The 17,643-nt window shown below is 67.4% G+C and carries 13 protein-coding genes; 3 read left to right on the top strand and 10 right to left on the bottom strand.

The genetic code is table 11. From position 1 onward, the window contains the following. Positions 1-33 precede the first annotated feature (33 nt). Both nhaA and AC3IPP_RS14110 read left to right on the top strand, forming a co-directional pair. Positions 34-1,245: a Na+/H+ antiporter NhaA gene (gene nhaA, locus AC3IPP_RS14115; protein ID WP_087140358.1), complete on the top strand. Its 1,212-nt coding sequence runs from the start codon at positions 34-36 to the stop codon at positions 1,243-1,245. A 231-nt stretch (positions 1,246-1,476) separates the two neighbouring features. Further along, positions 1,477-4,071: a TonB-dependent receptor gene (locus AC3IPP_RS14110; protein ID WP_489149426.1), complete on the top strand. Its 2,595-nt coding sequence runs from the start codon at positions 1,477-1,479 to the stop codon at positions 4,069-4,071. A 341-nt stretch (positions 4,072-4,412) separates the two neighbouring features. On the opposite strand, the gene AC3IPP_RS14105 is transcribed toward AC3IPP_RS14110, so the two are convergent. From AC3IPP_RS14105 to AC3IPP_RS14060, 10 genes are all read right to left on the bottom strand, one after another. Beyond that, the gene (locus tag AC3IPP_RS14105; RefSeq protein ID WP_489149425.1) at positions 4,413-7,502 is read right to left on the bottom strand and encodes an efflux RND transporter permease subunit; all 3,090 of its coding nucleotides are present in this window, start codon (positions 7,500-7,502) and stop codon (positions 4,413-4,415) included. 9 nt (positions 7,503-7,511) lie between these two features. Then, positions 7,512-8,669 carry an efflux RND transporter periplasmic adaptor subunit gene (locus AC3IPP_RS14100; protein WP_256968142.1) on the bottom strand — a complete coding sequence of 386 codons (1,158 nt, stop codon included), beginning with the start codon at positions 8,667-8,669 and terminating at the stop codon, positions 7,512-7,514. Between the two features lie 159 nt (positions 8,670-8,828). Continuing rightward, positions 8,829-9,239 (bottom strand): hypothetical protein, encoded by a 411-nt coding sequence (locus AC3IPP_RS14095; protein ID WP_489149424.1) that lies wholly within the window; start codon positions 9,237-9,239, stop codon positions 8,829-8,831. A gap of 195 nt (positions 9,240-9,434) precedes the next feature. Next, positions 9,435-9,848, bottom strand: a complete 414-nt coding sequence (locus AC3IPP_RS14090; RefSeq protein ID WP_489149423.1) for a DUF6491 family protein — start codon at positions 9,846-9,848, stop codon at positions 9,435-9,437. Between the two features lie 46 nt (positions 9,849-9,894). Then, the gene (gene mnmC2 / locus AC3IPP_RS14085) at positions 9,895-11,739 is read right to left on the bottom strand and encodes a tRNA (5-methylaminomethyl-2-thiouridine)(34)-methyltransferase MnmC2 (RefSeq protein WP_489177415.1); all 1,845 of its coding nucleotides are present in this window, start codon (positions 11,737-11,739) and stop codon (positions 9,895-9,897) included. A gap of 133 nt (positions 11,740-11,872) precedes the next feature. Then, positions 11,873-12,157: a hypothetical protein gene (locus AC3IPP_RS14080; RefSeq protein WP_087140353.1), complete on the bottom strand. Its 285-nt coding sequence runs from the start codon at positions 12,155-12,157 to the stop codon at positions 11,873-11,875. A gap of 139 nt (positions 12,158-12,296) precedes the next feature. Then, positions 12,297-12,614 carry a hypothetical protein gene (locus tag AC3IPP_RS14075; RefSeq protein ID WP_489149421.1) on the bottom strand — a complete coding sequence of 106 codons (318 nt, stop codon included), beginning with the start codon at positions 12,612-12,614 and terminating at the stop codon, positions 12,297-12,299. Between the two features lie 91 nt (positions 12,615-12,705). Further along, entirely contained in the window at positions 12,706-13,575 is an 870-nt protein-coding gene (motA, locus tag AC3IPP_RS14070; RefSeq protein ID WP_087140351.1) for a flagellar motor stator protein MotA, read from the bottom strand. Positions 13,576-13,727: 152 nt separating this feature from the next. Further along, positions 13,728-15,527, bottom strand: coding sequence for a long-chain-acyl-CoA synthetase (locus tag AC3IPP_RS14065; RefSeq protein ID WP_489149420.1), 1,800 nt, complete (start codon positions 15,525-15,527; stop codon positions 13,728-13,730). A 257-nt stretch (positions 15,528-15,784) separates the two neighbouring features. Next, a complete protein-coding gene (locus AC3IPP_RS14060; RefSeq protein ID WP_489149419.1) occupies positions 15,785-17,113 on the bottom strand; it encodes a PQQ-dependent sugar dehydrogenase in 1,329 nt (442 codons plus the stop codon). A gap of 118 nt (positions 17,114-17,231) precedes the next feature. On the opposite strand from AC3IPP_RS14060, the gene AC3IPP_RS14055 reads away from it, so the two are divergent. Next, on the top strand, positions 17,232-17,570 hold the full coding sequence (locus AC3IPP_RS14055) for a DUF2218 domain-containing protein (RefSeq protein WP_087140348.1): 339 nt from the start codon (positions 17,232-17,234) through the stop codon (positions 17,568-17,570). Positions 17,571-17,643: the final 73 nt, after the last annotated feature.

Genomic DNA, 17,643 nt, shown 5'->3' with positions numbered 1-17,643 from the left:
ACGACAGACCATCTCATTGTTTCGGAGACCTTCGTGGCCAGAAAATTCACGCTCGCCTTCCTCAAGACCGAGGCCGGTTCCGGGGCCGTCCTCGGCCTCGCCGCCGTCGCCGCCCTGATCGTCGCCAACTCGCCGTGGTCGGCCGACTATTTCGCCTGGCTCAAGAGCGTCCACGCCGTCCAGATCGGCCCGCTGCGGCTGGAGGAGACGGTGTCCGACTGGATCAAGGAAGGCCTGATGGCCGTCTTCTTCCTCGTCGTCGGCCTGGAGATCAAATACGAGATCCTCAAGGGCGAGTTGAGCAATCCCAAGAAGCTGGCCCTGCCCATCCTGGCGGCGCTCGGCGGCATGGCGATTCCGGGCCTGGTCTATCTGGGCGTGGTCGGGGCGCTGGGCGGGCCGACGCAGGGCTGGCCCATTCCCCTGGCCACCGACATCGCCTTCGCCCTGGCCGTCTTCGCCGTGGTCGGGCGCAGCCTGCCGTCCTCCCTGCGCGTCTTCCTGCTGACTTTGGCCATCGTCGACGACCTGGGCGCCATCGCCCTGATCGCCGTCCTGTTCAGTCAGGGCGTCCAGTGGGTTCCGCTGCTGGCGGCTCTGGGCGTCATCGCCCTGTTCGCCGTCCTGGGCCGTCGCCGCATGGCCGCCGCCTTCTGGGTGCTGGGCTTCGGCGCCGTCTGGTATCTGACGGTGCAGTCGGGCCTGTCCACCTCCCTGACCGCTGTGGCCTTCGCCCTGATCGTGCCGGTCGAGCCGCGCCGCGAGACCTCGCAGAGCCCGCTCAAGGACGCCATGCATGACCTGCACCCTTATGTGGCCTATCTGGTCCTGCCCCTGTTCGCCTTCGCCAAGGCGGGCGTGTCCTTCGCCGGCCTGTCGCTGGAGCAGGCCTTCGCGCCCCTGGTCATCGCCATCGCGCTCGGCCTCTTCGTCGGCAAGCAGATCGGCGTCTTCGGCGTCGCCTGGCTGGCGGTGAAGCTGGGCCTGGGCGACAAGCCGTCGGGCGCGGGCTGGATGCAGCTCTACGGCGTCAGCCTGCTGTGCGGCATCGGCTTCACCATGAGCCTGTTCATCGGCGTCCTGGCCTTCCCCGGCGCGGTGGACTCGCCCGAACAGATCGAAGTCAAGCTGGGCGTCATCGGCGGATCGGTGCTGTCGGCTGTCATGGCGGCGACGATTCTGGCGCTCGCCGAGGCCGGTCGAAAGAAAAGACGCGATGCGAAATCAGTCGCTTCGGCTACCTGATCGACGATAACATTGACCTAACGTCAGTATATTTGTCGCTTTATCGCCACAGGTGAGGCGGGCTTGGGTGAAATTATCGTTCCCTAAGTGGCCTCTCCTTGTCGGTGACTCGACCATAGACTACCCCTTTTGAATGAGAATTCGCGTCGATCAATGAACGCGGGTCATCAGGGACAGGAATCGCGCACGGCCGCGAATGCGGTCGGGCCCATAGAGTCGGGGAGCCGCCTTATGCGTTTGAACCACATCCTCCGCTGCACCGCTTCGGTCGCCGTTGTCGGCGTCGCAGCTTTCGGTCTTGTCGGCGCCGCCGCCGCTCAGGATGGACCGACGACGGTCGACGACATCATCGTCACCGCCCAGAAGCGGGAACAGAGCCTGCAGGACGTGCCGATCGTGGTGACGACCCTGTCGCAAGAGGCGCTGGACGGCGCCGGAGTCCGCGACATCAAGGATCTTCAGATCCTGACGCCGGGCATGACCGTCACCTCGACCCAGTCGGAAACCGCCACCACCGCCCGCATCCGCGGCGTCGGCACCGTTGGCGACAACCCCGGCCTGGAAAGCTCGGTCGGCGTGGTCATCGACGGCGTCTACCGTTCGCGCAACGGCGTCGGCTTCGGCGACCTGGGCGAACTCAGCCGCATCGAGGTGCTGAAGGGGCCGCAGGGCACCCTGTTCGGCAAGAACACCTCGGCGGGCGTCATCAACATCATCACCGAGGCGCCGTCCTTCACGCCGGGCTTCAGCGCCGAGGCCACCTACGGCAACTTCAACGCCTGGGGCCTGGCCGGGTCGATCACCGGCCCGATCACCGATCAGATCGCCGGCCGCCTCTACATGGCCAAGCGCGAGCGCGACGGCTTCTATGACGTCGTCACCGGCCCTGGCCCGCGTCAGGAGACGGACGACCAGAACCAGGATTTCTGGACCGCCCGCGGCCAACTGCTGATCCTGCCGTCGGACGATGTGTCGATCCGCCTGATCGCCGACTACTCCAAGCGTGACGAATACTGCTGCGTCTCGACCCAGGTCCGCACCGGCCCGACCTACGGCATCATCACGGCCATCGGCGGCCAGCAGGCGGCGCCCGCGCCGGGCTTCGGCGCTCTGCCCTTCTCGCGCAAGGCCTACGCCAACCGCGGCACCGGGCAGGAAATGGAGGACATGGGCTTCTCGGCCGAGGCCAATATCGACATCCCGTCGTGGAACGCCACCTTCACCTCGCTCAGCTCCTGGCGGAACTGGTCGGGCGTCAACGGCATGGACCTCGACTACACCACGGCCGATCTGCTGTACCGCCAGGATGACGGCGGCTACGGCTTCGAGCTTGAGAACCTGACTCAGGAGTTCCGCCTGGCGGGCGCCACCGACCGCCTGGACTGGCTGGTCGGCGCCTTCCTGACGCGCGAAAGCATCGCCCGTGAGGACAGCTATTGGTATGGCGCGGGCTACACCCCCTATATGTCGCTGCTGCTGGGGTCGCGACTGAACCTGACCAATCCGGCGGCTGTGAACTGCGTCACCGGGGCAGGCGCGACGCCGATGGGCATCGTCGGATGCCTGACCGGGGCGACCGCTCCGACGGGGCCGGGCTTCGGCGTCGGCCAGGGCGTGAAGGACCACTACAGCCAGCGGACGGAATCCATCGCCTTCTTCACCAACAACACGGTGAAGCTGACCGACAAGTTCGATGTCACCCTGGGTCTGCGTTACTCGAATGACCACAAGCGCCTGATCGGCGTTCAGGACAATGTGGGCACGAACGGCGCGGCCTGCGGCGGCGCCCTGGGCAACGCCGGCGCTATCGGCGGCGCCATCGGCATCGCTAACCCCACGCTGACGCCCGCCCAGATCCAGGCCCTGGCCTCGACCCTGGTCGGCACCATCTGCCTGCCCTGGGCCAACCCCCAGTTCGACAATCGCCGCATCTCGGAATCGAACAACGGCGGCGAATTCTCGGGCACGATCAAGGGCAGCTATCGTTTCAACGACAGCATCATGGGCTACGCCTCCTACGCCCACGGCTACAAGTCGTTCGGCTACAACATGGACCGGGTGCAGGCGGGGGTGACGCCGACGTCGTCGCTCTACTTCCCGTCCGAGACGGTCAACAGCTATGAAATCGGGCTGAAGAACACCCTGTTCAACCGCTCGGTGCTGCTGAACCTCACCTACTTCAATCAGAAGTTCGAGGATTTCCAGCTTAACACCTTCCTGGGCACGGCCTTCGTGGTCGAGTCCATCCCCGAGGTCACGACCGAGGGCGTCGACGCCGACTTCGTCTGGTTCACCCCGGTCGAGGGCCTGTCCTTCTCGGGCGGCGTAACCTACGCCGACACCAAGTACGGGAACTTCGTCGCTTCGGACCTGACCAACCCGGCCAACTTCCCGCAGCTGTCCCTGCTGCCGGGCGCCCGCGCCTCGTTCGCGCCGGAATGGTCGGCCACGGCCTCCATGGCCTTCGATCGTTCGATCGGCGCCGGGCTGAAGCTGGGCCTGAACCTGTCGGCCAAATACTCGACCGAGTTCAACACCGGCTCCGACCTGCTGCCCTATAAGATGCAGGACGCCATGACCCTGTTGAACGGCCGCATCACCCTGGGCGCGGAAGACGAGAACTGGGCGCTGGACATCTGGGGCCAGAACCTGACGGACGAGGAGTATATGCAGGTGGCCATCAACGCCCCGCTGCAGGGCGCGGCCTTCCAGACCACGGTCCAGCCGAACGGCACCTTCTACAATCCGGCGCTGGACACCCAGACCTACAACGCCTTCATGGGCCAGCCGCGCACCTACGGCGTGACCCTGCGCGTCCGCTACTGATCCAGCGGGGCGTCTGAAAATGAAAGAGGCGGGCCGGAGCGATCCGGCCCGCCTTTTGCGTTTGGGGCTGAGTTTCCCTCTCCCGGTGGGAGAGGGCTTGAGCGCACGAGAGCGCAGCGATCGTTCTTGCGCGAAAGGGTGAGGGGTTAAGATGTCAGTCGGCGTCAGCCGTGGCGCGATGGCTTTGTCTCAACCGGCGATCGCGAATCCTCACCCTTTCGCCTTAGCCAATCGCTTCGCTCTTGGAGGCTCAAGCCCTCTCCCATCGGGAGAGGGCACGCACATGGAAAAAGCCCCCGGCCATGCGGCCGGGGGCTTCATCTTTCAGCGCGACCGCCGTCTCATTCCGCCGGGGTGCGGCTCTCTCCAGCAAGCTTCCGCTGTCCGGCGAACATCCGGTTCAGCAGGCGCCGCCCGAACCCGGCGATGTCGTCGATGATGGTGAACACCGCCGGGATGTAGAGCAGCGACAGGAAGGTCGAGGAGATCAGCCCCCCGACCACGGCCACGGCCATGGGCGAGCGGAACTCCACGTCGGCGCCCCAGCCGATGGCGATGGGCACCATGCCCGCACCCATGGCGAAGGTGGTCATCAGGATCGGCCGCGCCCGCTTGTGGGCGGCGTCCATGATGGCGTCGAAACGGCTCAGCCCGCTCTTCTCGGCCATGATGATGTAGTCGACCAGCAGGATGGAGTTCTTGGCCGCGATCCCCATCAGCATCAGCACCCCGATCAGGGCCGACATGGAGAAGCTCTTGCCCGCGATCACCAGGGCGATGAAGGCGCCGCCGATGGCCAGGGGCAGGGCCGCCATGATGGTGATCGGATAGGCGAAGCTTTTGAACAGCAGGGTCAGCACGGCGTACATCAGCAGAATGCCCGACAGGAAGGCGATGCCGAAGCCCACCAGCATCTCCTGGATGAACTCGGCGTCCCCGGCGGGCACCTGGCGCACGCCCGTCGGCAGTTCCTTCACCGAGGGCAGGCGGTTGACCGCCTGGCCCGCTGCGCCGGTGGTGATGCCGTCCAGCTCGGCCGAGATGGAGGCGATGCGCGAGCGGTCCTGACGGCTGACCGTGGCCGGGCCGGCGCCGAACTCGATGTCGGCCACAGCGCTCAGCGGCACGGCGGCCCCCGAGGCGGTCGGCACGCGCAGGGTCTCCAGCACGTTCAGATCCTCGCGCGCGGCCTCGGTCAGTTGCAGGCGAATGGGGATCTGGCGATCGCCCAGATTATACTTCGGCAGATTCTGGTCGATGTCGCCGATGGTGGCGACGCGCACGGCCTGGGAGATGGCCCCCGCCGAGACGCCCAGCAGCGCGGCTTCATCCGGGCGCGGCGTGACCAGGATTTCCGGCCGGGCGATGGCGGCGGTGTTGACGATGTTGGCCAGGCCCGGCACCGCGCGCATCTCCTCCTCGACCTTGCGGGCTGCGGCTTCCAGCACGACGGGATCGTCGCCCAGGATGGAGAAGGTGTAGCTGGTGCCGTCGCCCGGTCCGCCGCCCTGCTGGGCGATGCCGGCGCGGATGCGGGCGCCGGGGATCTGCTTCAGCTCATCGACCATGACGCGAGCGAAGGCCTGCTGGCTCAGCTCGCGCTTACCCTTGGGCACCATGTCGGCGTAGATGTTGGCCTGGTTCACCGACTGTCCGCCGATGGCGGCGTAGACCGAAGTGACCTCCGGCCGGGCGTTCAGCGTCTGTGTGACCTGCTGCACCACGACGTCGGTCTGATGCAGGGTGGAGCCGGGCGGCAGTTCGATCTGGAAGGCCGCGCGGCCTTCGTCGGCGGGCGACATGAACTCGAACGACATCTTGGCCGCAACCGACAGGAAGATCGAGCCGAACAGGAAGGCGCCGCCCATCACGAAGACGATCCAGCGATGGCGCAAGCACCACTTCAGCGAGCGCAGATAGCCCGCCATCCAGAAGGGATCCTTGTCCTCATGGTGGGTGTGCTTGAGCATATAGGCCGCCATCAGCGGCGTCAGCAGACGCGCCACCACCAGCGAGAAGAAGACGCTGATGCAGGCGGCCAGGGCGAAGGCCTTGAAGAACTGGCCGATGATGCCGGGCATGAAGCCGACGGGCGCGAACACGGCGATGATGGTGCCGGTCGTCGCCACCACCGCCAGGCCGATCTCGTCGGCGGCCTCGAAGGCGGCGTCATAGGGCGGCTTGCCGTCGCGCATGTGGCGGACGATGTTCTCGATCTCCACGATGGCGTCGTCGACCAGGATGCCGATCGTCAGTGACAGGGCCAGCAGCGTCACCACATTCAGCGACTGGTCCATCGGCCCCAGGATGGCGAAGGTCGGGATCAGCGACATCGGCATGGCCGTCGCCGCGATCAGGGTCGCCCGCCAGTCGCGCAGGAAGATCCACACCACGATGACCGCCAGGACCGCGCCCAGGATCAGCGCCTCCAGCGAGGCGAGGTAGGATTCCTCGATGTATTTCACGCTCGAGGTGACCTGTTCGATGGTCAGTTCGGGGTGGGCCTCGTCGATCTTCTCGACCTCGGCGCGAACCTTTTCCGAGACCTTGACCTCGCTGGCCTCGCGCGAGCGCAGGAAGTTGAAGGTCACGGCCTCCTGGCCGTTGTAGCGGGCCAGGCGACGCGGCTCGCTCCACTTGTCGACCACCGCGCCCAGATCGCCCAGGCGCACGTTCTTGCCGTCGCCGACGGGCACCAGGGTCTCGCGCAACTGTTCGACCGAACCGGCGGCGCCCAGGGTGCGCACGGCGCGCTCGGACCCGGCGATGGTGACGCGCCCGCCCGGCAGGTTGTTGTTGACGTTGGTCAGGGCCTGGCTGACCTGGGCCGCCGTCACGCCGTAGGCGCTGAGCCGCTGCGGGTCCAGTTCGACGCGGATTTCGCGATCCACCCCGCCCGAACGGTTGACCTCGCCGACGCCGCCCAGCGCCAGCAGGGCGCGGCTCATCTCATTGTCGATGAACCAGCTGATCTGTTCGGGCGTCATCGTCTCCGAGCGCACGACATAGGTGATCAGGGCGTCGCCGGTGATGTCGATGCGCTGGACCGTCGGCTCCTGCATGTCCTGGGGCAGGCTGGCGCGCACCCCGCTCATGGCGTTACGGACGTCGTTGGTGGCGCGTTCGGTGTCGGTGCCCAGCTCGAACTCGATGGTGGTCGAGGACACCCCGTCCGAGACGTTGGAATAGATGTGGCGCACGCCCGACAGGCCGGCGATCGAATCCTCGATCACCCGCGTGACCTGCACCTCCATCTCGGTCGGGGCGGCGCCGGGGCGCGCGGCCGTGACCGCGACCAGGGGGAAGTCGATGTCGGGGTTGTTGTTGATCCGCATCCCGGCGAAGCCGGTCACGCCGCCCAGCGTCAGCAGCAGGAACAGCAGGATGATGGGGATGGGGTTCTTGATCGCCCAGGCGGAAATCTGATTCATGGCCGGGCCTTATTTCTTGGCGGGCGCTGAAGCGGGGGCGGCGGCCGGAGCCGCAGCCGGCGCGGCGGCGCGCGGCGCGGCCACCGTCACCTTGTCGCCGTCGTTCAGGAAGCCGGCGCCGGCCACCACGACGCGGGCGCCCGCGTTCAGCCCTTCGACTGAGGTCTGGTCGTCGCGCCGCGACAGCACCGTCACCGCAACGAACCGCACGGAGGAGTCGGCGTTCAGCACGAACACGCCCGACTTGTTGCTGCGATAGAGGACGGCGTCGGTCGGCACCACCGTGGCCGGGCGCGTGCCCGCCTCAATGGCGGCGCGGGCGAACATGCCGGGTTTCAGCGCGCTGCCGGGGGCCAGGCTGATGCGCGCCAGGCCCAGACGGGTCTGGGCGTTGACCTCGGGCGTGACGATGCGGACCGTGCCGGTGGTCGATCCGGCCTGGCTGGAGGTGACGGCCGCGCTCTGTCCGGCCTGGATCAGGGGCAGTTCGGTTTCCGGCACCTGGGCGTCCAGCTCCAGACGGCCGTCGCGCACCATGCGGAACAGTTCGGCCTCGGCGCTGATGATCTGGCCCTTGGTCACGCTGCGGCTGATGATCAGGCCGCTGACGGGCGCGCGGATGGTGGCCTGCGACAGGCGGGTCTGGGTCTCGGCCAGGGCGGCCTGGGCCGAGGCCAGATTGGCCGCCGAGGCGCGCTGGTTGGCCAGGGCCGTGTCCAGCGACGCCTGGCTCAGGAAGCCGCGCGTCTTCAGCTCCTGCGCGCGGGCCAAGGCGGCGTCGTCGCGGGCGACGTTGGCCTCGGCCGTCTGTACGGCCGCCTGCTGCTGGCGCACTTGGGCGCGCAACAGGACGTCGTTCATCTGCACCAGCGGCTGGCCCTGGCGGACATAGGAGCCTTCGTCGACATAGAGGGTCGTCGCCGTCAGCCCGCCGGTCTCGGCGCCGACCGGCACTTCTTCCCAGGCCGAGACGGTGCCCGAGGCGACCACGGTGCGGGGCAGGGCGACCGAGATCGCGGTCGCTGCGCTGACGGTCTGGCGCGAGGCGCCTTCCTTCTTGTCCTTTTCATCTCCGTGTCCGCCACAGGCGGCCAGGGTCAGGCTGGCGGCCAAGGCCACAGCCATGGCGGAGGTCAGTCGGGCCGGAAAGCGTCGAGAGGTCGCCACGTGCGGATATCCTGGGAGGTTGAGCGTACAGTCAGGCGCGCGCCAACCTTCTGTCCGGCGTCGCGGGCATAGCCACGCTACTTACCCGTTCGGCGATCCGCGCTCAAACGACTCATTCGCAATTACAGAGAAGTAATCTGCAACCGCAGCGAGCGTGGATCAGTCGCGGCCACGGCGATCTTGCGAGGGCAGCGCGGCGATCTCGGCCTCAGTCAATTTTTTGACAACCTCAACCCGGCAAAGACTGCGAATTCCCTGTCCAGACATCTCTATAATTGATGTGTCGCCGGTGCATATGTAGCTATTCATAGCGTGTGAGTTAAATTTAACAGGAAGATTGAAATCAGTTTCTGGGCATTGTTCTGTGGTTTTAAGTTCGAATATATCTCTATTCTGACTTCTTAAGTAAAAAGTCTTATTTGTTCCTCGAAAATTGCTGGTTTTGCTGGGTTGAAAACAATGATCATTGGGTGTGAGGTTTTCAGATTTGCCTGTTCCTGTCGTGGGGGCGCAGGAGGATAAAGAGAGCACCCCGACGGCGGCGATTAGAAGCGAGGATGTGCGTGGCATGAAGTCTCCGGTAAGTTTGCCCCTTCTTGATGAAGTTCGATGACTCTACGTTCTGTAACGATGATCGTCGAGCTTTGATTTTTGAGTGAGGGCGCGTGGTGGCGCGCCGCGCTTTAACGAGTCGTTCCCAAATACTAAAAGTATGAGCTGCAAGCGCGATGAGCGTGGTTCGAACGCGCTCAGGAGCGTTCCGGCTCAGGGGCGCTCCCGTTCCGGTAGGGCCGCCAGCTCGGCCTCGGTCAGGGCGCCGGTCATCCGCACGCTGCACGGGATGGCCGAGGGCGCGCCGCCGACGACCAAGCGGGTGTAGTCGCCGGTGCACAGGCTGCTCGCCCCGCCCATCGGCGCGAAACCGATGGCCATGGCGTCGCGCAATTCCGGGCAGGAGCCGGCGACCTCAAGCCGATAGACCGTCTTGTCCAGTTCGCGCACATAGACCTTCCGTCCGTCGGCCGAGACGCGGAAGCTGCGGACATCGCCCTGGAAGAAGCATTTGCGCGCGTTGGCGGCGGTGGCCGTGGTTCCGTCGGCGGGCGCTGCGACCGGGGCGCAGGCCGCCAGGGCGCTGACGGCGGACAGGGCGATGGCGGGGGCGAGGCGGGCGAACATGGCGTACTCCATGAAATCTCGAGCCCAGGCGGCGGCTCGTCCCAGTTCAGATAGCGCCTGACGATGAACCTTTGCTGTCAACGTCCGACGGCGCCGTCGGTTGCGGTTCATGGCGGCGCGGGCTCAGTCGTCGGGCCGCCTGGGCGGGCAGGGGCGAGGGGCGCTCCATGATGATCGCCGCCAGATGCTCGCCCAGCAGGGGGGCGACGCAGAAACCGCGCGAACCCAGACCGGTCAGGACATGAAGCCCGCTCTTCCATTTTCCGCACAGGGGCAGGCGGTCGGGCGTCGTGGCTCGCACGGCGACGCGGCGGCCGCGCGCCTCGGCGGATGTTTGACGTACGATCTCGGCAAGGCCGGGCAGGGCGTCGCCCAGGGTCGCCTGATTGCGGGCGCTGGCTGCGTCGGACGTCTCGGGCGCTGCCTCGCCCCGCTCATGGGTGGCGCCGTAGAGCACGCCTTCGCTGGTCGGCGCGACATATCCGCCCCAGGCGACGGGCAGAGGCGGCGGCGTCCCCTGGGCCCAGTCCGCCTGTCCCGCCACCGGCGACAGCGGCAGATCGGGCGCCAGTCGCGCCGATCCCCAGCCCGCCGTCAGCACCACGGCGTCCGCCTCGATCAGGACGGCGCCGTCCGCGCCCCTCACGCACCAGCTGCCCGTGGTCGCCTCCAGCTTGGCCGCGCATCCTGTGATCCGTTCGGCCCCGGCCAGCCACGGCTCCAGTATGGCGCTGGAGCGCACCGCCAGCGCCTGGCCCATCATCAGCCCGCCGCGCGTCGTGGGTTCGCCCAGGCGCTCGGCGCAGGCGGCGGGGGCCAGCCTCTGCATGGCGCCTTCGGGCCACAGGGGCTGGGCCGCGATCTTGTCGAAGCGGGCTGCGTCGCGCGGCGCCTGCTCCAGTTGCAGCACCCCCTCGGCCACGACGGCGCCGGGCAGGGCGCGATACAGGCTTCCCGCCCGCTCCAGCGCCTGGGCGTGGAACCCGGCGATGAAGGCGTCGCCCGCATCCAGCCTGGGCGTGACCAGCGAAGCCGGGAAGCCTGAAGCGCCCGCGCCCGCTTGCTCGGCTTCGATGACGGTGACGCGCGCGCCCTCGGCGATCAGGGCGCGCGCGACGGCGGCTCCGGCGATCCCGGCGCCGATCACGGCGACATGGCGGGGATGGTCTATCGGCGGCTCGCCCGCCATGCGAGCCTCCAGCCGCTCGCGCTTGCGGCCGTGGCCGGGCTTCTTCTCGACGGTGAAGCCATGCTCGGCCAGGCCGCGCCGCACGGAGCCAGCGACGGTGAAGGTGGCCAGCCGCGCGCCGGGCGCGGAGCGCGCCGCGACCAGGGCCAGGATTTCGGGCGACCACATGCCGGGGTTCAACGCGGGTGAAAACCCGTCCAGGAACCAGGCGTCGGCCGGTCCCGACCATTGCTCCAGCGCCCATTGGGCATCGCCGACGGCCAGGTCGATCGTCGCGCCCCACTGCGGCAGGTCCAGACGGTGAAAGCCCGGCGTCCCGGCGGGCCAGACGTCCAGCACCCCGGCGGCCGTCTCGGCCAGTTCGGGCCAGGCGGTCAGGGCGCGCGCGGCCTCGTCTCGCGTCAGGGGGAAGCCTTCGATGGAGAAGACCCGCAACCGCGCCCCATCCGCGCGCGTGCGCCGCCACAGATCCAGCAGCGCCACGATGTTCAGTCCGGTGCCGAAGCCCAGCTCGCCGACGGTGAAGGCGGGTCGCCCGCTCCAGGCGTCGGGCAGGCCGCAGCCTTGCAGGAAGACCGCGCGGGTCTCGGCCAGACCGTCATCCTTGGAAAAATAGACGTCGCCGAATTGACCCGAGCGGGGCGAGCCGTCTTCGGCCCACAGCAGTTGGGGCGAGACGTCGGGGGGCGGTGCGGCGGTCATGGCGGGGGTCTATCGGGCCGCGTCGCCGGGCGAAAGCCGCCCTGTCTGGAAAGCGGACATGAAAAAGGGGCCGTCCGTGAGGACGACCCCTTTCCGCATCGCGATCCGAAGACCGCGATCCAAGACGTAAGTCTTAGTGAGCGGCAGCCGGAGCAGCCGGAGCAGCGGCCGGAGCGGCAGCGGCGTCGGCAGCCGGGGCAGCGGCGTCGGCAGCCTTGACGGCTTCGCCAGCAGCTTCGCCAGCAGCGGCGGCAGCGTCGGTGGCGGCGGCGTCGGCCGTAGCAGCGGCGTCGGCAGCGGTGTCGGCGGCGGCGGTGGCGTCGGCAGCGGCGTCTTCAGCCTTGTCGGTGGCGGCGGGTTGGCAAGCGGCCAGGGCCAGAGCAGCGGCCGAAGCGGCGATCAGAGCGGTGATGCGCATAGGTTTCTTCCTTCAGAAGGTAAAAGCGAGACCATGAACCTCGCTGAGGAAGTGATAACGGCTTCGTGAGGATGAGCGCAAGCGATTTCTCACGCGTTCGTGAAGACAACTTGAGGGCGGCCGGATTCAGTCCCGAAATTCAAGGCCTGTCCGGGGGAACCGGCCGCGCCGCCGTGGGGTCCATGGGATCGGGCGGCGTCGGCTCGTTCGGGTCCGGCGGCAGGGTCGGGGGCGTGGGGGCCGGGACGGAGTCGCCTGGCGGCGGCGCCGCCGATCCGGTCGAATCGGGCGCAGGGATGGGGCTGACCGGCGGCGCCGCCGCTGCGGGGGTTGCGTCGGCGAGGGGCGCGGGCTGTTCGGGCGCCCGTTCGTTGCAGGCGGCGGCCAGCGTCAGGATCGACAGGCCGCCGAGCGCGGCCGCGAAACGGGCGGGACGGCAGGTGGGACGCACAGGCATGGGACGGCTCCAGGCGTAAGGCCGCGCACGCGGCCGTGATCCTGAGAGAACCGTCGTGAACGCTCCGTGTTCCGAAGGTCGCCGAAGGGCCCTAGGCCTCCATCGGCGCGGCGGCCAGGGCCTCTTCCATTTCGGTGAAGGACGGCTGGGCGGTCGAGGGAATGTCGCCGCGGCCGATCTCGACCGAAATCTGGGCCGCATTGCCGTGCAGGTGGGCCACCAGCACCGACTGGATGATCTTGTAGTAGGCGCCTTCCTCCTCGACGATGGCGTTCAGGCGCGAGGCGAACGGCCCGACCAGGCCATAGGCCAGGAAAACGCCCAGGAAGGTGCCGACCAGGGCGCCGCCGATCATGCCGCCCAGGACTTCCGGCGGTTCGGTGATCGAGCCCATGGTCTTGATGATGCCCAGCACGGCGGCGACGATGCCCAGGGCCGGCAGGCCGTCGGCCAGGGTCTGCAGCGCATGGGCGGGGGCCAGGGCCTCGTGGTGGTGCTTCTCCAGCTGCTTCTCCATGGCGTCCTCGATCTGGTGCGGATCCTCGAGGTTCATGGTCATCATCCGCAGGGTGTCGCAGATGAAGTCGGTGGCGAAGTGGTCCTTCAGCACCTTGGGATACTTCTGGAAGATGGCGCTCTCGGCCGGTTTTTCGATGTGGCTTTCCAGGGCGATCACGCCCTTGGACTTCATCGTCTTGGTCAGTTGGAACAGCAGGCTGAGCAGGTCCTTGTAGTCCTGCTTCTTCCACTTCGGCCCGGCGAAGCATTTGCCCAGGCCGCCCAGGGTGGCCTTGATCACCGGTAGGCTGTTGGAGATCAGGAAGGCCGCGATGCCCGCCCCGAAGATGGCCATCAGCTCATAGGGCAGCGAATAGAGGATCGTCGCCATCTTGCCGCCGTGCAGCAGGAAGCTGCCGAACACCATGGCGAACAGCATGATGATGCCGATGATCTGGAACATGAGGCGAGCAGACGTCCTGGAGCCGAAAGGGTCAGGACGCCGTTATCGGCGTTAATGCTTAAGGCCGCGTTTCGCGAATCCCGGTTCGGGACGAAAATGAACACAACCCTCTCCCTCCCCGGGACGGGGAGGGAGAGACGGCTGGCGTTTTTCTAAAGCCGCGTCGCGCCGCTCAGGATCGCTTCGCGGGCCTTGGCGGTCAGCTTCTGGTAGCCGGCCTTGCCGCCGCGCACCCAGACGGGGCCGTCGACTTTGTCGGGATCGAAGCCGTCGGCGACCAGATCGACCTTGCGATACTTGAAGGTGCCCGTGGTGTCGGCCGATTTCAGCATCCGCACGAACACCGGCCGGGCGTAGGTCGGCAGTTGCGCGTCGGCCCAGGCGGCGAAGCTGGCCGCGTCGAACTTCTCGTCCAGCACCAGGCCGACCATGCCCGCCTTGCCTTCCTGACCGGGCACCTCGACGCCATAGGCGATGACTTCCTGCACGCCCGGCGCCTCGGACAGGCGCTGCTCGACCTCGGCGGTTGAGACGTTCTCGCCCTTCCAGCGGAAGGTGTCGCCCAGACGGTCCATGAAATAGAGATAGCCCTGGCGGTCCTGACGCATCAGGTCGCCGGTGCGGAACCAGCGGTCGCCCTTCTTGAGCACGTCAGTCAGGATCTTCTTCTCTGACGCCTTCTTGTCGGCATAGCCCGAGAAGTCGTGGCGGATGTCGCTGCCGATCTGGCCGATGGCCTCGCCCGTCTCGCCGCTCATCACCAGGCGGCACAGGCCGTCGGCGCCGCGCACCGGCTCGCCCGTCTCCGGGTCCAGGGCGATCAGGCGGATGTTGATCTGCGACTTCAGGAAGCCCGGCACCCGGCCGATGGCGCCGGCCTTGCCGTCGAAGTTGAACAGGGAGACGTTGCCTTCGGTCGAGCCGTAAAACTCAAGGATGTCCTTGATGCCGAAGCGGCTCTGGAACTCGGGCCACACGTCGGGGCGCAGGCCGTTGCCGAAGGCCAGCCGCAGCTTGTGGCCCTTCTCGTCCGGGTGTTCGGGGCTGTTGACCAGATAGCGGCACAGCTCGCCGATGTAGACGAACATGGTCGCGCCTGTCGCTTTCACGTCCGGCCAGAAATGGGTGGCCGAGAAGCGTCGCCGCGTCACCATCCGCCCGCCGTTCAGCAGCACGGAGCCGACGCCGACCAGGCCCCCGGTCGAGTGATACAGCGGCAGGACGTTGAACAGGGCGTCCTTGGGCGTCGAGGCGGTGGCTCCGGCGAAGGCGCGCATATAGGTCCGCACCCGCGAATGCGGCATCCGCGCCGCCTTGGGCAGGCCGGTCGTGCCTGAGGTGAAGATGTACAGGGCCGTGTCGCGATTGGTCATGCCCTGGCGCAGCGAACGGTCGGGCCGCACCGAGGAGGCGCTGCGCACGGCGTTGTCCAGGTCGCGGCGCGCGTTGGTCTCGTTCTCTTCGCCCAGGCCATGGACCCAGATCATCAGGTTGCGATCGACCAGGCCGCGCGCGTCCTCGACCGCCTGCCAGCAGTCCTCGTCCGTCACCACGTTGAAGGCGGTCGAGATGGTCAGGCAGTGGGCCAGGGCCGCGCCGGTCAGATTGTTGTTGATCAGGGCGGTGGCCACCCCGACCTTGGAGAAGCCGAACCAGGCCGCCACGTATTCCACGCGGTTGTGCATCACCAGGGCGATGACGTCGCTGCGCTTCAGGTTCCGGCTCTTGGCCCAGTTGGCGTAGCGGTTCGCCAGGGCCTCGAACTCGCGATAGGTCAGTTTGCGGGTTTCGTCCTCGACGGCGACGTTGGGGCCGAACTTGTCGACCGCCTCCTCGATGTCGTCGCAGGCCAGGACATCGCTGTCGAGCGTGATGGGCTTGATGCGCTTCAGAAGCCTGAACAGCCCGCCAGCGAACTTGATGTCACGCCGGATGTTTGCCGCCAGTCCCATGGGTGCGCCGCCTCTTCCCGATTGCCTTTGTCATGGTTGATGAACGGCGCGGGGCGGCGGGTCAACCGGCGGCGGAGACGCAGGCGGGGCCATTCGACAAAAAGGCAAGCTTTCGCGACCTTTTCAATGACGTAAGGTCAAGTCGAAAGCCGACGCAGGGTCAACCTGATCCGGGATTGATCGGCGGGTTCACGCCTGGTCGTCTACAGATGAAATCAGGCTCGCGCCCTCATGACTGATCAGGCCGCCGTCGCATCTTATCGCGCGGCGGGCGTCACGCGCCAGACCGCGTCGCCGACGTCGTCCGCCACCAGCAGGGCGCCGCGTCCATCGACCGCCACGCCGACCGGCCGCCCCATGGCCTCGCCCTTGGTGTTGCGGAAGCCGGTCAGCACGTCCTGCGGCGGCCTGTCCGGGCGCCCGTCACGGAAGGGGACGAAGATGACCTTGTATCCAGACGGCGGGTTGCGGTTCCATGAGCCGTGCTGGCCGATGATCGCCCCGTTGCGCCACTGCGGCAGCAGCGTCCCGGCGTAGAAGGTCAGGCCCAGCGACGCCGTGTGCGATCCCAGAGCGTAGACGGGCTTGATCGCCCTGGCGACCATGTCGGGCCGGGCGGGCTGCACCCGTTCGTCGACGTTCTGGCCGTAATAGCTCCACGGCCAGCCGTAGAAGTCGCCCCGTGTGACCGAGGTCATGTAGTCGGGGACCAGATCGTCGCCCAGGGCGTCGCGCTCATTGACTGAGGTCCACAGCCGCCCGTCCTGCGGATTCCAGGCCAGGCCGACCGGGTTCCGCAGTCCCGAGGCGAAGACGCGCCGCGCCCCCGTCGCCGCGTCGATCTCCAGAATGGCGGCGCGGTCGACTTCTTCGTCCAGGCCGTTCTCGCCGATGTTGGAGTTGGAGCCGACCCCGACGTAGAGCTTCGTCCCGTCGGCCGAGGCGACCAGGCTCTTGGTCCAGTGGTGATTGCGCCCGGCGGGCAGGTCCGCGACCTTGACCGGCGCCGCGTCGATGCGCGTCTGTCCCGTCTGATAGGGGACGGCGACCACGGCGTCGGCGTTGGCGATGTACAGCCGCTCTGCGATCAGGGCCATGCCGAAGGGCGAGGTCAGCCCGCTCAGGAAGACGGTCTTCGTCTCCGCCGTTCCGTCGCCGTCGCCGTCGCGCAACAGGCTGATGCGGTCGGCGCTGGGCGTGTCGCCTGATCCGGCGCGCGACATCACTAGCCCCTCGATCCAGCCGCGCAGGCCGCCCGTCTTCTCCTTCGGCTTCGCCGGCGCCTGGGACTCGGCGACCAGCACGTCGCCGTTGGGCAGGACATAGAGCCAGCGCGGATGGTCCAGCCCTGTCGCAAAGGCGCCGACCGCCAGGCCTGCGGCCGGAACCGGCGTCTGCCCCTGCGGCCAACCGACGGCGCGGGCGATCTTGACCGTGGGAACGGTCTGGGGCCGGGGCGCGGGCAGGGCGGGGGCGGCGCCGAAGCCCGCGTCGTCAGGCAGGGCGCTGCGTGTGGCGCATGCCTCCAGGGCCAAGGCCAGGCTGAGGCTTACGCTCAGAACGGGCAGGACGGAAAGACGGGACATGGCGTCGCCCTTTCATGGCGTCAGAGGGGAAACCCGCGGGAGGGTGGTCGAGTTTCTTGTGATATTGCGAACCAATCGCAATTTGTTATGGTGGCCGCCTGTTCGTGTGAGGATCGCCATGACCGCCGCTACCGTCCCCGCTGCTTTTGATGTCGCCGCCGATCAGACGGGTCCGGTGGCGACCGTCGAAGTCCTGACCGCCCACGCCAGCCGCTATATGCAGCAACTGGGCAAGCATTGGGCGCACAAGTTCGAGACCGTCGTCACGCCCGATAACGCCCGCATCGTCCTGCCTATGGGGGTGTGCAAGATGCAGGCCCTGGCCGACCGGCTGCTGGTCAGGCTGGAAGGCGATGTCGGCGACGACATGGACCGCTTCAAGGTCGTGTTCGCAGACCACCTGTCGCGCTTCGGCCACCGCGAGACCCTGGTGTTCGGCTGGCGCTCCGACGTCTGATTTTTGTCAATCTTGTCCAAACGGCGCCCTTGAGCGGGCGGGGGCGCCTTCTTATCTGCCTCGCCCAAGCCGG

It is taken from the genome of Brevundimonas sp. KH_060 (assembly GCF_057838275.1).
This window is presented reverse-complemented; position numbering and strand designations above follow the sequence as displayed.

Bases quoted from the DNA above. Each gene is read 5' to 3' on its own strand.
- AC3IPP_RS14110 (WP_489149426.1), top strand. From the start codon at position 1,477: ATGCGTTTGAACCACATCCTCCGCTGCACCGCTTCGGTCGCCGTTGTC.
- AC3IPP_RS14090 (WP_489149423.1), bottom strand. From the start codon at position 9,848: ATGTTCGCCCGCCTCGCCCCCGCCATCGCCCTGTCCGCCGTCAGCGCC.
- AC3IPP_RS14095 (WP_489149424.1), bottom strand. From the start codon at position 9,239: ATGCCACGCACATCCTCGCTTCTAATCGCCGCCGTCGGGGTGCTCTCT.
- mnmC2 (WP_489177415.1), bottom strand. From the start codon at position 11,739: ATGACCGCCGCACCGCCCCCCGACGTCTCGCCCCAACTGCTGTGGGCC.
- AC3IPP_RS14060 (WP_489149419.1), bottom strand. From the start codon at position 17,113: ATGTCCCGTCTTTCCGTCCTGCCCGTTCTGAGCGTAAGCCTCAGCCTG.
- AC3IPP_RS14065 (WP_489149420.1), bottom strand. From the start codon at position 15,527: ATGGGACTGGCGGCAAACATCCGGCGTGACATCAAGTTCGCTGGCGGG.
- AC3IPP_RS14055 (WP_087140348.1), top strand. From the start codon at position 17,232: ATGACCGCCGCTACCGTCCCCGCTGCTTTTGATGTCGCCGCCGATCAG.
- motA (WP_087140351.1), bottom strand. From the start codon at position 13,575: ATGTTCCAGATCATCGGCATCATCATGCTGTTCGCCATGGTGTTCGGC.
- AC3IPP_RS14080 (WP_087140353.1), bottom strand. From the start codon at position 12,157: ATGCGCATCACCGCTCTGATCGCCGCTTCGGCCGCTGCTCTGGCCCTG.
- AC3IPP_RS14105 (WP_489149425.1), bottom strand. From the start codon at position 7,502: ATGAATCAGATTTCCGCCTGGGCGATCAAGAACCCCATCCCCATCATC.
- AC3IPP_RS14075 (WP_489149421.1), bottom strand. From the start codon at position 12,614: ATGCCTGTGCGTCCCACCTGCCGTCCCGCCCGTTTCGCGGCCGCGCTC.